This is a genomic window from Fructilactobacillus sp. X7R7C1 (genome assembly GCF_059901065.1).
The window spans coordinates 122,779-137,215 of sequence record NZ_JBWXVF010000004.1 but is presented as its reverse complement, the minus strand read 5'-3'; the positions used below and the strand labels follow the sequence as shown (position 1 = coordinate 137,215).

At 40.5% G+C, this 14,437-nt stretch carries 16 protein-coding genes; 2 read left to right on the top strand and 14 right to left on the bottom strand.

The window, feature by feature from the left end; genetic code table 11:
* The first annotated feature begins 124 nt into the window (after positions 1-124).
* Positions 125-1,303 (top strand): class I SAM-dependent methyltransferase, encoded by a 1,179-nt coding sequence (locus tag AC6UDC_RS06600; protein WP_500694017.1) that lies wholly within the window; start codon positions 125-127, stop codon positions 1,301-1,303.
* A gap of 71 nt (positions 1,304-1,374) precedes the next feature.
* Here the strand turns inward: AC6UDC_RS06600 and AC6UDC_RS06595 are convergent, their stop codons facing one another.
* From AC6UDC_RS06595 to AC6UDC_RS06535, 13 genes are all read right to left on the bottom strand, one after another.
* Positions 1,375-1,707 carry an AzlD domain-containing protein gene (locus AC6UDC_RS06595; RefSeq protein WP_500721888.1) on the bottom strand — a complete coding sequence of 111 codons (333 nt, stop codon included), beginning with the start codon at positions 1,705-1,707 and terminating at the stop codon, positions 1,375-1,377.
* Positions 1,708-1,722: 15 nt separating this feature from the next.
* On the bottom strand, positions 1,723-2,499 hold the full coding sequence (locus AC6UDC_RS06590; RefSeq protein ID WP_500696938.1) for an AzlC family ABC transporter permease: 777 nt from the start codon (positions 2,497-2,499) through the stop codon (positions 1,723-1,725).
* A gap of 125 nt (positions 2,500-2,624) precedes the next feature.
* A complete protein-coding gene (locus AC6UDC_RS06585) occupies positions 2,625-3,914 on the bottom strand; it encodes a D-alanyl-D-alanine carboxypeptidase family protein (RefSeq protein WP_500721886.1) in 1,290 nt (429 codons plus the stop codon).
* Entirely contained in the window at positions 3,895-5,082 is a 1,188-nt protein-coding gene (locus tag AC6UDC_RS06580) for a sensor histidine kinase (RefSeq protein WP_500695786.1), read from the bottom strand. Before AC6UDC_RS06580 ends, AC6UDC_RS06585 begins: the two co-directional genes overlap by 20 nt.
* 21 nt (positions 5,083-5,103) lie before the next feature.
* The gene (gene croR, locus AC6UDC_RS06575) at positions 5,104-5,790 is read right to left on the bottom strand and encodes a response regulator transcription factor CroR (RefSeq protein ID WP_500694021.1); all 687 of its coding nucleotides are present in this window, start codon (positions 5,788-5,790) and stop codon (positions 5,104-5,106) included.
* Positions 5,791-5,928: 138 nt separating this feature from the next.
* Positions 5,929-6,669 carry a DUF1129 family protein gene (locus AC6UDC_RS06570; RefSeq protein ID WP_500721884.1) on the bottom strand — a complete coding sequence of 247 codons (741 nt, stop codon included), beginning with the start codon at positions 6,667-6,669 and terminating at the stop codon, positions 5,929-5,931.
* A 9-nt stretch (positions 6,670-6,678) separates the two neighbouring features.
* Positions 6,679-7,776 carry a redox-regulated ATPase YchF gene (gene ychF / locus AC6UDC_RS06565; RefSeq protein WP_500695788.1) on the bottom strand — a complete coding sequence of 366 codons (1,098 nt, stop codon included), beginning with the start codon at positions 7,774-7,776 and terminating at the stop codon, positions 6,679-6,681.
* Between the two features lie 14 nt (positions 7,777-7,790).
* Positions 7,791-7,982: a DUF951 domain-containing protein gene (locus tag AC6UDC_RS06560; protein ID WP_500721882.1), complete on the bottom strand. Its 192-nt coding sequence runs from the start codon at positions 7,980-7,982 to the stop codon at positions 7,791-7,793.
* 13 nt (positions 7,983-7,995) lie between these two features.
* Complete coding sequence (locus tag AC6UDC_RS06555) at positions 7,996-8,880, bottom strand: ParB/RepB/Spo0J family partition protein (protein ID WP_500699623.1); 885 nt, start codon at positions 8,878-8,880, stop codon at positions 7,996-7,998.
* Positions 8,864-9,637: a ParA family protein gene (locus AC6UDC_RS06550; protein ID WP_500694026.1), complete on the bottom strand. Its 774-nt coding sequence runs from the start codon at positions 9,635-9,637 to the stop codon at positions 8,864-8,866. Before AC6UDC_RS06550 ends, AC6UDC_RS06555 begins: the two co-directional genes overlap by 17 nt.
* A 15-nt stretch (positions 9,638-9,652) precedes the next feature.
* Positions 9,653-10,375, bottom strand: coding sequence for a 16S rRNA (guanine(527)-N(7))-methyltransferase RsmG (gene rsmG / locus AC6UDC_RS06545; protein ID WP_500721880.1), 723 nt, complete (start codon positions 10,373-10,375; stop codon positions 9,653-9,655).
* A gap of 146 nt (positions 10,376-10,521) precedes the next feature.
* Complete coding sequence (gene rihC, locus AC6UDC_RS06540; RefSeq protein WP_500721878.1) at positions 10,522-11,439, bottom strand: ribonucleoside hydrolase RihC; 918 nt, start codon at positions 11,437-11,439, stop codon at positions 10,522-10,524.
* Positions 11,440-11,538: 99 nt separating this feature from the next.
* On the bottom strand, positions 11,539-12,372 hold the full coding sequence (locus AC6UDC_RS06535) for an alkaline phosphatase family protein (RefSeq protein ID WP_500721876.1): 834 nt from the start codon (positions 12,370-12,372) through the stop codon (positions 11,539-11,541).
* A gap of 124 nt (positions 12,373-12,496) precedes the next feature.
* Here AC6UDC_RS06535 and AC6UDC_RS06530 point away from each other — a divergent pair, with 124 nt between their 5' ends.
* Positions 12,497-13,120, top strand: coding sequence for an SGNH/GDSL hydrolase family protein (locus tag AC6UDC_RS06530; RefSeq protein WP_500721874.1), 624 nt, complete (start codon positions 12,497-12,499; stop codon positions 13,118-13,120).
* 25 nt (positions 13,121-13,145) lie between these two features.
* Here AC6UDC_RS06530 and AC6UDC_RS06525 read toward each other — a convergent pair whose 3' ends face one another.
* Entirely contained in the window at positions 13,146-14,345 is a 1,200-nt protein-coding gene (locus tag AC6UDC_RS06525; RefSeq protein WP_500721871.1) for a zinc ribbon domain-containing protein, read from the bottom strand.
* Positions 14,346-14,437: the final 92 nt, after the last annotated feature.

Below are 14,437 nucleotides of genomic sequence, written 5' to 3'. Positions count from 1 at the left end.
TACGTAATATTTTTATTATAGCATCTAATGTAATTTGTTAAAATTCATGTCAGTCTATTTTACGAGTTTCACAAAAAAAGGTTATAATGGCCATATAACTATTGAATTAAAGAGAGGTTTTTATATGCTTGAAAAGACGTTTTACAGTGAATTTATCAAACACAGTTTTAATATTCCATTAAAGGTAACATACTGGGATGGTTCTACCAAGACTTATGGTAAGGGTGAGCCTAAAGCTCACATTACCATCCACAAGGCAATTCCAATTAAAGATATTACCAGTAATGCTTCAATCGCTTTAGGTGAAGCATACATGGATGGTGTAATCACTGTTGAAGGGATTTCTTTAGAAGATTTAGTTGCAGCAGCCTACCTGGATAGCAGCAGTTTCTTACACAACAAGAAATTCATTAAGTGGCTACCAAAGTCTTCTCATTCAGAAGCGGCAAGTAAAAAAGATGTGCAAAAGCATTATGACATCGGAAATGAATTCTACAAAATTTGGCTGGATAAGACCATGACCTATTCATGTGGTTACTGGGAAAGTCCAGAAGATAGCCTGTACGATGCTCAGATGAATAAAGTTCATCACATCATCAAGAAACTAAACCCACAGCCTGGTGGTACTCTTTTAGATATCGGTTGTGGTTGGGGTACTTTAATGTTAGTTGCCGCTAAAGAATACGACCTAAAGGTTACTGGTGTAACTCTTAGTCAGGAACAATGCGACTACGTTAACGAACAGATCAAAAAATACGGTCTTGAAGACGTCGCTGAAGTCCGCCTTCAAGATTACCGTGAACTACCAAAGTCAGAAAAGTGGGATTACATCACGTCTGTTGGAATGTTTGAACACGTTGGGAAAGAAAATCTTGATGAATACTTCAAGGTTGTTTCAGACCACTTAGCGAAAAACGGAAACGCCCTCATCCATGGAATTACCAGACAACAAGGTGGTGCGATCAATGGTTGGTTAAATAAGTGGATCTTCCCTGGTGGTTACATCCCTGGTTTGACCGAAAACTTAGACCATATTATTGATAATGGCATGCAAATCTACGATCTTGAATCACTAAGAAGACACTACCAGAAGACTACGGAAACATGGGATAAAAACTTCAATGCGCACCGAAAAGAAATTGAAAACATGTTTGACGAACGTTTCTGCCGCATGTGGGACTTGTACCTTCAAGCCTGTGCCGCTTCATTTAAGGTTGGAAATATCGATGTCATGCAGTACCTCATTTCAAAGGGACCGGCTGGTGCATCACTTCCAATGACCCGTGACTACATGTACAAATAACTTAATATAATAGATAGTAAAAGACGTAACTTCATCAATTAAAGTTACGTCTTTTTGTTATCAAATATTCATTAAAGGACAAACGTTAACAGAAACACCGCCGCTAGTCCTGTCATCACTGAAACTAGCATAGATCGGGTCCAGTAAGCAATCCCAATTACCAACACGGCAGCGATTAACTCTGGTCCCTGACCACTAATCGAAAAGGCATATGACTGATTAATAAAAATATCCTTTACTACCAGTGAAGTAAACAGACAAATTGGTACAAATTCCATCCATTCGGTAAACCACTTTGGAATTTTGCGCTTTCTAAAAAATGCTAATGGTATAAATCTTGGAGCTAAAGCAACCAAAAAACACAGCAATATTAACAGAAAGTGTTGCATCGCATCCCATTTCATAACAATTCTCCCAACTTATTCCTTCGGTGTCCCCGCAGGGTTTTTAAACGTCTTAAGAAAAATACTTTTCTTGTTGGTCTTCCGTTTTCGACTCCGAAAGTATTTATCAAGCAAGAAACCGATGAACGATGCAACTAACGTCGCCGCAACTAATCCCAGTGTTGATTTAGTTAACACTAAGAAGAAGATCGCAAGGCCAGCAGCAAAAAGTGCAATAAACACTTTTAGCAAATCCTTTAACTGCATCACAATCATATACAAGAAGAGCGCTGTGAGTGCGAAATGCACCACGGTTAGATCAATTGTAAGAGCTGACCCAATTAAACTCCCCACTAAGTTACTAATGGTCCAGAAAAATAACGTAAAGTGTTCCACCTGTAACGCATCCTTCGGGGTCCATTTCTTGTCAGTTGAAAACTTTAAATAGTTCACAGCGTAATTTTCGTCATTTAAAGAACAGGCAAAAAAGAACGTAAAGAGCGTGTTCTGCCCGTGAAGATACTTAGAAAGACTCGATCCTAATAATGCGTATCTCAGCTCTAGGAAAAACAGCATCAACACAATCGTTAGAAGTGGTGAATTAATGGTTAACATGGATGCGATCAAAAATTGGGCACCACCGGAAAAAACCAGTAGTGATACCAAAATCGTGTTAAACGTGTTAAATCCCGCGGCGTGTAGCAAAATCCCACACGCCAAACCAATTGGAATGTAACTCAAGTCTAAGGGAAACGAGACCTTGAAATTGGCTTTCCAAGTAGGTTCATTAGGATTCGGTACTAATTTTGTCAATTGAAATCCTCCACTTGATTTCTTGAATAAATAACCTAAAAAATTAATTAACTTTTTGCGTACATTGTTCATTATAAGAAAAAATGGCAAAATAACAAACCATAATTTTGTTCTAATGGTAATTATCAGAAAAATTCCACAATTTCACGGAACAATCTCGAAAAGAAGCCAACCTTATCAACGCTTTGGCAGGTAACGATTGGTGCTTTTCCACCATCATGATTTAAAAATTCCACCTTCTGATTTTTAAATCCAACCTGATTCGTTCCAACTTCCTGATTTTTAAGCACAGGAGCTGATACCGCGTTATCTTTAGCATGCTTTGAATCAAGTATAATTTGGTCGCTAAATTCATTTGGTTGAGAAACCTTGCCCCACAGGGTAACTGGTTTGCTCATCTTGACTTTAACCGTCCGTTTTTTCCCGTTAATCACCCTTAGATGATTCTCGGTAAATTGATCGTTATCATACTCCATGGGGCGATAATTCTTGATTACGTGTTCCATTAAGTTCTTAGTAACGATAAACCGTTGATTAGGCTTAGCACCCATAACTACTGTGATAATGCGGTGACCATGGTGATTATCTAAAGTCCCCGCGAAGTTTTCGCCCGCTTTCTTAGAAGTTCCCGTTTTTAGACCATCAACGTTTAAGGCTGGATCGTAATATCGTTGTCCCTTCAACATTTCGTTAGAGGTCTTGACAACTTCTTGCGGTTTTTGGTCGGTATCACCAAAGGTATACTGCGTTTTCTTAGTGGTTTTTAGAACATCAGGATACTGCGAAATAATTTTGGAAGAGATGATTGCCGTGTCTTTTGCTGACATTTCATTTTCAGAATCGCCAGTCACCCTTGGTAAATTCATCGGTGCAACCTGTTTGTTAGTCAGACCACAGGCATTATAGAATTTGGCGTCTTTAATTCCCAATTCTTTGGCAGTTATTCGCATGGTTTTGGCAAAATTCTCACTGTTACCAGAGATTTTATCACCAAGCGCCATCGCACTCGCGTTAGCTGAACCAATCAGGGCCGTTGAATAGAGCGCCCTTACCGTGTATTTCTTACGGGCCTCTAATTTAACGTTGGTGAACCCTTTTTTGGTACTTAATTTGGCAACTGCAGGTGAAATATCCACCTTAGTGTCCCATTTCAATTGATGATCATGAACTCGTTTTTGAACTATGTATGCGGTGAGTAACTTACTCATCGAGGCTGCCGGTAGGTTTCTAGCAGCGTTTTTTTGATAAATAATCTGTCCTGATTTAGCGTCCACTGCAATGGCAGCTTTACTATCGATTTCGTTCGAGTTGGCCTTTGCCAAGGTCTCTGGAATCATTAAAACGAGCGCTAACGTCATGATTAAAAATGAAACGAGAAATTGATGACCACTATGATTACTTTTCTTGGTTTGCATTTTTCTCTCCTATCACATGTTTATTTTTCCGTAATGGATGCTTAACATCTAACGGAAGGTAAATCTTAAACGCGGTTAATTTTTTCGTTGAAGAAACGTTAATATAACCTCCCTGATTGGTGACAATCTCACGAACAATGGCAAGTCCTAGGCCAGTTCCACCAGTTTTGGTGTTTCGTGACTCCTCAACCCGGTAAAAACGATCAAAGATGTGATCTAGTGACCCTTTAGGGATCTGTTCGCCATCGTTTGAAACGATAATTTCAACTCCTTCACTACTAAATGGCTTAGCAGAAAGATAGATGTGACGTCCACCCTTTCCATACTTAAAAGCATTCGAAATCAGATTATTAAATACCCGACCTAACGACTCCGCATTGGCTTTGATCGAAATATCGTGCTTGAGTGGCTTCATCTCAATCGTCATCTTGTGCTTAGATGCATCAAGTTTAAATGAGGTCTGAAGCTGCTCTAATAGCGCATTCACATCAATGTTATCAATTTTTTGCGAAGGCTTAGACTTATCACCCGCTTTAGCATACTCAAAAAGCCGATCCACTAATTGTTTCATTTGTTGCGCCTTTAAATAAGCAATATGTGAATACTTTAAAATGTCGTCTTCATTTTGATACTGACCGTCTTCAATGAGACCAAGGTATCCCAGAATTGAAGTTAGTGGCGTTCTTAAATCATGACTAACGCTAGTGACCAATTTGTCCTTTGAAGCTTCCACCTCTCGCTCATCATTCATGGATTCAATGACACTATCAACAAGCGCGTTGATACTTTGAATGACTCGCTCGGTATCTCCCTTTAATTCAAAGGGAATTCGATGGTCAAAATGCCCGTTCGCAATGTAATGCAATTCCGAAATAATGTGGCGGAGTTGCATTTGATGATAGCGCCGAATCAACCGCCAGTAAATAATAATGACATCGATTACGCCCATAGCAATGATGAAGAGATTCTCCCAGCTAAGTAGTCGAAAATGCATCGGGCCAAAGGTTACCGATTGCTTAATGATGAAGATTCCGTCCCTTAGACCCGGGTTACTCTCGATTGATTCAGTGATAATCACGGTAATCGCCAAGTTTAAAAGGAGTAATAATATTAAAGTAACTACTCCTTCAACAAATAATTCAGTTTTTTCTTTCGTCGTTAATTTCAAACTCAAGATTCCTCTTATTATTTATGCTTCCACTTTGTAGCCGACGCCCCAAACGGTTTGAATCACTTTTTCACCGCCAGTGGCTTCTTCAATCTTGTCACGTAAATGACTGACGTGGACCATGACGGTTTTAGCTGAAATGATACTTTCTTGTTTCCAAACGCGCTCAAAAATCTCATCAGCTGAAAAGACCCGGTTAGGATGGCTGGCAAGAAGGTACAAAATACCAAATTCCAGAGCGGTTAACTGGATTTCTTTGCCGTCTTCCGTCTTAACTTCGTGTGAATCCTTATTGATAGTCAGTGGACCCACGTTTAAAATGTCAGGCTTGTCCTTAGTGACATCGTTTTGACTTCTTCTAAGCAGGGAACGAACCCGTGCCATGATTTCCAATGGGTTAAATGGCTTGGTGACGTAATCATCAGCTCCAGAAACCAATCCCTGAATTTTATCCATATCAGCCGTTTTAGCGGACAACACAATGATCGGAATCTGGGAATCTTTGCGAATCTCTTTAATAACATCAATCCCACTCATTTCCGGCATCATGATGTCTAAAATTACCAAGCCGATGTCTGGTTCAGTACGTAAAAGTGAGAGGGCATCACTACCGTTATAGGCTGAGATTGGTTCGTAACCTTCGTTTTTAATGTAGATTTCTAATAATTGTGCGATTTCTTTATCGTCATCAACAACTAAAATTTTCATTTTAATTACCTCGAATTCACTGTTTTCTTTCAGTTTATCAGATTGAAAACAGAGATTAACCAAAATTGTTTTAATATTATAAACATTTAAACTTTCACATCAAAAAAATCGTAGACCAGTTGATCCACGATTCATTAATTAATTTCGGTTCCCGGTAAATAGTCCATTGGTAATTGGGAAACGATGACGCATGTACAAAATTCCCGCAATTCCAATTACACCAATCACTGCATCAACAATCGGACTGGTAATCGGGTTAATCACTCTTGGAATATACGTTCCACCAAAGAAGACTAGCATCCAAATGGCGAACAATAGGACCATCATCAAAGCTCGAATGATGCCATTATATTTATGTTTTACTCCCGGAGCAAACAAGTTGGTCATAAGTGGCATCCCCGCACCAGCAACAATCGAGGAAACGAAGATTCCAGTAATTCCCATTACACCACCTTTTGATGCTTGCGAGGAATTAATGAAGAACATGGCTGCGTACAAGAAACAGAACAGAACCAAAAACCACAAAAAGTTGTACGTGGCATCAATCACGTAGGTGATGGGCGTCATCTTTTGGGGTTTCTTTGGTGGATGAACCGTGACTTGCACCTTTTGAGAAACCGTTCCATACAGATTCTTTGCGGTCACCCCACTCTTTTGGGCCTTTTTTAGTTCATTTACCATCGTACTGATTTGAGCAGCTTGTTTTTCTGGTTCCAATTTGGTTTCCGAAAGTTCCTGCTTAAATTTATACATGTATTCAGCATTTCTCTTGGTCAAACCAACGTGATCAAATTGTTCTCGTTCAGCAATCTTAGTGTTTGAGTGATATTGATGCTGTTTTGCTTTAGCATTTCGTTTTCGATTATCTTCCTCGCTCATAATTTCCTCCTAGACGTTGAACCTAAATTCTGCAATGTCTCCATCATGCATGACGTAATCCTTACCTTCAACCCGCAATTTCCCGGCCTCTTTAACGGCATTTTCACTTCCGTATTTATCTAGGTCTTCAAAGGACATAATCTCAGCTCGAATAAAGCCCCGTTCAAAATCAGAATGGATAATTCCAGCGGCTTGAGGTGCTTTAGTGCCCTTTTTAAAGGTCCAGGCTTTGGTCTCTTTGCCACCTGCAGTAAAGAAGGTTTCCAGTCCAAGTAATTTGTATGAAGCACGAATCAACTTATTTAGACCAGGCTCACTAACCCCCTCAGCCTCAAGAAAGTCAGCTTTATCATCATCACCTAGTTCAGCGATTTCCTGCTCGGTTTCTGCCGCAATTCCAATTGCCTGCGCACCGTGTTTTTGAGCATAGTCTTTAACCATTTTAAAGTACTTGTCACTTTCTGGATCCGCCATCGATTCTTCGCTGATGTTAGCGACATACAAAACGGGTTTAGAAGTCAAAAGAAACAATCCCTTAACGATCTTCTGCTCGTCTTCATCAAAATCAATATCGCGGACAGCTCCGCCATCTTCAAGCACCGGTTTAATCTTGTTTAAAACATCCAGTTCTTCCTTGGCTTCATCTGAGCCCTTTGCTGCTCTTTGAACTTTTCCAATTCGTTTATCAACGGCATCTAAATCAGCAATTCCAAGTTCGACGTTGATCGTTTCAATATCGCCAATGGGGTCAACGGTTCCCGTAACTGAGGTGATATTGTCATCATCAAAAGCCCGAACGACGTGGACAATGGCGTCCACTTGACGAATGTTTTCAAGAAACTTGTTTCCAAGCCCTTCACCTTTACTAGCACCCTTTACAATCCCCGCAATATCGGTAAATTCAAAAGTAGTTGGTACCACCTTTTTAGCCGGGATTAACTCCTGAATCCGGTCCAGCCGTTTATCTGGCACTTCTACCATTCCTACGTTTGGATCAATCGTTGCGAAAGGATAGTTAGCCATTTCAGCACCAGCTTTTGTAATGGCATTAAAAAGTGTTGACTTACCAACGTTCGGCAACCCAACGATTCCCGCTGTTAAAGACATCCTGCTTACCTCTTTTAATTAATTTCTTCGTGTTTTTCTAGTATTTTCTTCAAACGTTTCTCAAATTGTCGTCGACTGATCATCACAATGTGACCACATCCCATGCACTGAACCTTAATGTCAGCACCCATTCGAATGATTTCCCATCGATTGGTGCCGCAGGGATGCTGTTTCTTCATTTCAACGATATCATGCATTTCATACATAAAAATATCCTCCCTAGTCGAGATGAATATCCAATAGGTCTAAAATTCGGTTCAAATCTTCGTTTGACATGTAATCAATCTGGATTTGTCCCTTACCAAGCTTAGAATTGGTCTCATTAATCAAAACTTTAGTTCCAAATTTATCTTGAAGCTGGTCCTCGCTCTCCTTAATGTAGGGAGACTTGGACTTTTTCACTGGTCGTTTACTCTTGGTTGAGTGAGCCTTATTAGCCTTGGCAATTAACTTTTCTAACTGTCTAACCGTGAGGGTTTCATCCTTAGCCTTAGCAGCTAAATTCAAAAGTTGTGATTTTTCTTTGACTGATAAAAGGGCCCGGGCCTGCCCCATTGAAAGTTGCTTTTTTTGCAGCATATCCTTAACGGATTGTGGCAACCCCAGCAAACGAAGATAATTGGCAATGTAAGGGCGGCTCTTGCCTAAGCGTTCTGAAACTTGTGCTTGCGTTAAATTCAGTTTCGTCATTAAAGTATCGTACGCTTGAGCTTCTTCTAGTGGATTAAGGTCCTCACGCTGCAAGTTTTCCATTACAGCGATTTCCATCATTTGCTCTTCGGTAGCATCACGAATGATTGCTGGAATTTTGGCCTTCCCAGCAGCTTTAGATGCCCGAAATCGACGTTCACCAGCAATAATCTGGTAATTATGATTATCAACATCGTGGCGCACAATAATTGGCTGAAAAACTCCTGATTCTTTAATGGACTGGGTTAAATCGTCAAGAGCCTTCTGATCAAATTTCTTTCTTGGTTGATAAGGATTAGGCGAAATTTCGGTTAGGTCAAGATCAACAACTGCTTCGTCATTACTATTAACGTCATTGTCCTTAAACAATGCTTCAATTCCACGTCCTAATCCCTTACTATTTTTGTTGGTCATGGGCAGCTAACACTTCCTTTGTCAATTCCATGTATACTTTGGCACCTTTTGATTTGGCATCATAGTCAATGATCGGCAGTCCATGACTGGGAGCTTCCGATAAACGAACGTTTCTGGGGATGACGGTGGTGTACACCTTATCCTTAAAAAACTTTCTAACCTCACCATTGACTTGTGCTCCAAGATTAGTACGGGAATCAAACATAGTCAATAACACTCCCTCAATCTTGAGGTTGGGATTAAAGTGTTTCTGTACCAAACCAATGGTATTAAGTAATTGGCTCAGTCCCTCTAAGGCGTAATACTCAGACTGAACCGGGATCAAAATCGAATCACTGGCAGTAAAAGCGTTAATCGTGATTAATCCTAAGGAAGGTGGGCAATCAATTAAAATGTAATCGTACTTGTCAGAGACACTCTCAAGTGCCGTTTTCAATCGAGTCTCACGCGCCATCATGGGGGTCAACTCAATCTCTGCTCCAGATAATTGAATGGTAGCAGGAACAATATCGAGATTTTGATGAGCTGAATGTAGAATAACGTCTTCGATCGGCTCTTCATTAACTAAAACATCATAAATATCTTTATTAATTTTTTGCTTACTAAGACCAACGCCACTAGTGGCATTTCCCTGGGCATCGGCATCAACCAGCAGGACTTTCTTGCCCTTTGTGGCTAGGTCAGCCCCCAGATTAACAGCAGTCGTGGTCTTACCAACGCCACCCTTTTGATTTGCAAGCGATATAACGGTTCCCATGTTGTTCCCTCCTTCTTACTTGATCGGATCCTTATTTGGAGTTCCAGCTTTTCTTGGATACTTCTTTGGTGTCTTGGTGACTTTATCAATGACAATTATATTTCTTACTTCATCGTTTTCCGGTAATTTAAACTCAAAGTCACTTTCGACTTTACCACCTAAAGTTGTAATTGCCTTCTGAGCTCCCTTCAGTTCTTCAGGAGCCCTAGCGGCCTTTAACGCAATTAACTTGCCGCCGATCTTAACCAGTGGGAGGCACAACTCAGACATCACACTCAACCGCGCCAGTGCCCGTGCGGTTGCAAAATCAAATTGTTCGCGATCATTTGACCGCTTTCCACCAAATTCCTCGGCACGAGCATGAACAAGGCGCACGTCAGTCAATCCCAGTTCACTAACTAGTTGTTTCAAAAAAACAATCCGCTTATTAAGTGAGTCCACGATGGTGACCCCTAAATCGGGATTAATAATCTTAAGTGGGATTGACGGAAACCCTGCCCCCGCACCAACGTCTACAATTGACCTTGATTCTCTAAGCTCTGGTATGTAAAAAACGGGAGTAAGTGAATCGTAAAAGTGCTTTAAATACACGTCGTCACGTTCAACGATGGTCGTCAAATTCACCTTTTGATTATAGGACACTAAGAGTTCGTAGTACTTTTTAAACTGTTCTACTTGAAAGTCCGATAGTGAGACATTGTGTTTTAACAATGCCGCTTTAAATTGTTCTGGATTCATTTACTTCTCCTATGTAAAACAAACAATTGGAAACTAATTAAAGTTAAACCAATTTAAATTAGACCCTTTATTCATTATAACGAAAATTTAAAGATTTCGTTACCAAAAAAAGGAAAAAAGTCACCGAGAAATTTACCCCGTTCCGTTTAATCTGGCATCTTTTGAACTTCAGACTCAAACCAGTCATTAAACGCTTGGGCGTCAATGTCAACGGCAACCTTAGCATTGGTTTGACCATGATGATAAGCACCACGAATATCACCAACGGTGGCGCCATTGGCGGGTCCACTAGTTTGAATATCAATCCACATCTCTTCAGTAGTAAGTAATTCTGGGTGTAACAGGTAGAAAATCGTATTAACATCGTGCATGGCCACGCCTGCATTACTTTGATCCCCATCACTAGTGATAATGGCAGAGAGCATCTCTCCCGCTCGATTCATTTTCTTAATTTCAGCTAAAGTTTCGTTAGTAAGAAGAGCCTTCTTGGTCACATCAAGTCCAATCATCACAATTGAAACACCACTTTGATACATTATTTTGGCCGCATCAGGGTCAGTAAAGACGTTAAACTCAGCGGCACTGGTCATGTTACCACGTCCAAGTGCTCCGCCCATGGCAACAATCCGCACTAACTTGGCTTTTACTTCTGGATATTCAGACAGTAGGAGAGCAACGTTGGTATAAGATCCCGTTGCGACCAACGTGACTGGTTCTTCACTGTCCATAATGTGGTCATGAAGGGCTTTCACCGCGGTCATTTTCAATGGCTCTGGCAGTTCACCCGTAAAATCATAACCACGCATCCCAGATTCACCATGAATCCGAGCTGCATCTTCAAACGGCTTTATTAAGGGATTTGCGGCCCCACTAGCGACTTTGACCCGCTCACCATCATGAAAAAAATTAATAATTTTAAGGGCATTAATCGTCGTTTTATCAACCGTTACGTTTCCAGCGACGGTGGTCACCAAGTCCACATCCAGTTTTGGCTCATTGAGTGCCACTGACAAAGCTGCTGCATCATCAATTCCTGGGTCCATGTCCATAATAATTTTTTGCATAATATCCCTCCGTTTTAAATCCGTCGTTATTAGTCAAGTTTACCACACGCATAATTGAATTAGCTGCTTCAGCTTAAAAGCAATCAAAAAAGAGACGGCCTAAGCTGTCTCTTTTTTTAAGTATGGAAGTAAACTTATTGATGGTCGTTTTACTCGATCAAGGATTCCTAATCCATCTAGAACCGTTCCGCCAATCACACTTACTTTATTAACATCTTCAATGTGGCGATCAGTTGATTGGTTATCATACAACATTACTGGTAAAATCTTGTAAGTCGATAATCCATCCTGGGTTTGTGAATCACCAACCCGACTTGAGGTAACAATCAACAAGTCATCATCCTCTAAAGAATCCATCAATTCTGATAACATGACATCAACTTTCCTTAGTTCTGAAGAGAATTGATCCAAATTACCTTCCATAGCGGAGGTCTGAAGATCTGGAACTTGAACGTAAATAAAACCGCTCCGAACCTTTTCCAGCTGATGATTTAATTCAACAAAAGCAGAGGTATTATCGGGTACCTGAATCCGTCTGGAAAAGTCCTGAACCTGAAGATATTCCACAAACCGGGAAATGATCACGGAACTTTTTTCCGCTTTATAAACCTCTTCAAAGACGCTTGACACACGTGAATTAACGGCACAATCAAACATTTCTCGCAGTCCGGACGCGGGTCGATTAACAACGGAATTAGTTCGAACTAATCCGTAAGCGCCCTCGGGATTGACTTCATCTGATGAAGAACGCTCCCCATCAAAAAAGATGTTAAAAAGGCCCAACCGCCGAAGCGATGGTAAATCTGACTTTGAGGATTGATTCAAAACGTGTGAAAGGATGTTATCGCTTGAAGCATTAAGTTGTTCTGCTTCATTGTCCGAGCGTAATCCGAGTGATGCTAAATCCACAACAATTACCCTTTTATAACTCACGTTTTCATCTCCCATGCGACTTAATAAAATTTAATTATATTCTATAATGCAATAATAAAATGCCCATGTCAATTGACTTAGCAGTAAAATGATAGTATCACAATTCACAACCGAGGTTTAAAAAATGAAATCAATTAATGAAGACAACATCATATTATTAGGTGACTCGTTAACTCGTGGTTTTGACGGAGAAAAAGATTTAGTGCACAATTGGCCCTATTATTTAGGTCAATTTTTACCATTTAACTTCATCAAAAACGCGGGCCAGAATGCCGGTACCATTACCGGAAATTGTGAGCTGGACTTAACCTATCAGGTTAACCACAACAATTTTGGTGACTACGACATCGCCACGATCTTTTACGGTACCAACGATTTTGCTCACCGCTACGATACTTTAGAAGTCGTTAAAAGGATGTTAAATGAAAACATCCAGCAAATCAAGATCGAAAATCCGTCCATTCAAATTCTGGGAATCCTTCCATTGAACCGCTTCGATGGTGGCACCGATAACTACAACATTGAGGGACTCGCCCACTACACGTTTGGACAGCTCCTTTGCGGCTTAACCACCGTCTACCGCCAAAATAACATTCCATACCTAAACTGGCGTAAGGTGGCACCGACCATTGTCGACGACGATAATTATAGAACAAGACTGCATGACCATCGTCTTCACCCTAATTCGACTACTTACAAAATGATGGCCGAAATCATTGCCAAATTTATTAAAGCAAACGTCAACTAAAAGGAGCCATAATTGGTTTCCTTTTTTATTTAACCTCATCCAGACCCTTAAGTTTGAGTTGATTATTAACATCTTGCTTAATATCAGCCCGATAATTGGTCGTTTTTGACGCTTTTTGGCCCTGATCGTTAGTTGAATCAGTTTGAACCGCAAAGTCAACGGTGGCTTTCCCCTCACCAGTACTTGTAACCTTTTTAACGTTTACCTTAATTTGAAGATTTTTAACATCTGGTTCATGATCCTTTTTCGCAATCGTAATCATCTGATTATAGGCTGGGTTACTTTTTCCTCCAACAAAGTTTTGGTCGTACTGAACTTGATCAGCTGACTTTTCGTCAAAAACATCATGGTTCAGTGGCTCCCACACGGCTTTAAGCAGACCAGTTGCTGCCTTTTTATCAACGAGCTTTTTAAACGGGAGTTTGATCTCAGAGTGATTATTCTTCATCCCGAGGTACTGAACATCACTTTTCATTGGTTTGCCGTCAACACTCAGAGTGGCCCAGATTGATGAATCATCACCAATGGGTAAATTATTGACCTTCGCCTTGCCGTTTTCACCAATTTGAGCAACCGGATGATTGTCAACGTAGACGATGGCGTTTGGGACACTTTGAAGCCCAAACGAAACCACGTTAAACGTCAGGTGCGCCATATCAGATGACTTCATCAGACTAAACTGACCGGAAGTCTTAAGCTGTTTACCACCAGCCGTGGCAGTCGCCTCAATCTGATGAACTCCCGGGATGAGTGACTTCACGTTCAGCTCCCCATTACCATCCGTTTTACCTGCCTTGTTTCCATCAATTGTCACGTTGGCTTCTGAAAGATTGGTCTTAATTTTAGGATCAATTGGTTTAACTACCAGTTGATAACGTGGAAATACCAGGAAATTCTTCCCCGTTTGTTTATAAACCAAGTTGTTTTCAGCCACTTTCTCACCGTTAATCTGCATCTTGAGCCGATTAACTGCTTCGGAATTTTGATCGAAATCGTTAACAAGGGGTTGAAGGGCCTCTTCACTTGGAGTACCCGTTTGCCCGTCAATTTTGATTCCAGCAATCACCTGCTTTTGTTCGTGATTACGCAGAGCATTCACCAAGCGGTCACCACTGGCTTTTTTTGAATAATACTTTGTCCCGGAAACTCCGACCACAATCACGATGATAATTTCCAACACGAGTAAAAAGGCCAAGAATTTATGTGATTTACGTTTTTCTGTCAATCTAATTTCCATCCTTTTATAATATTGAGGAAATCATAACATACACCAAACAAAAAGAAACGTAGCACAGAATGCTCGTTTCTTTTCTAAAT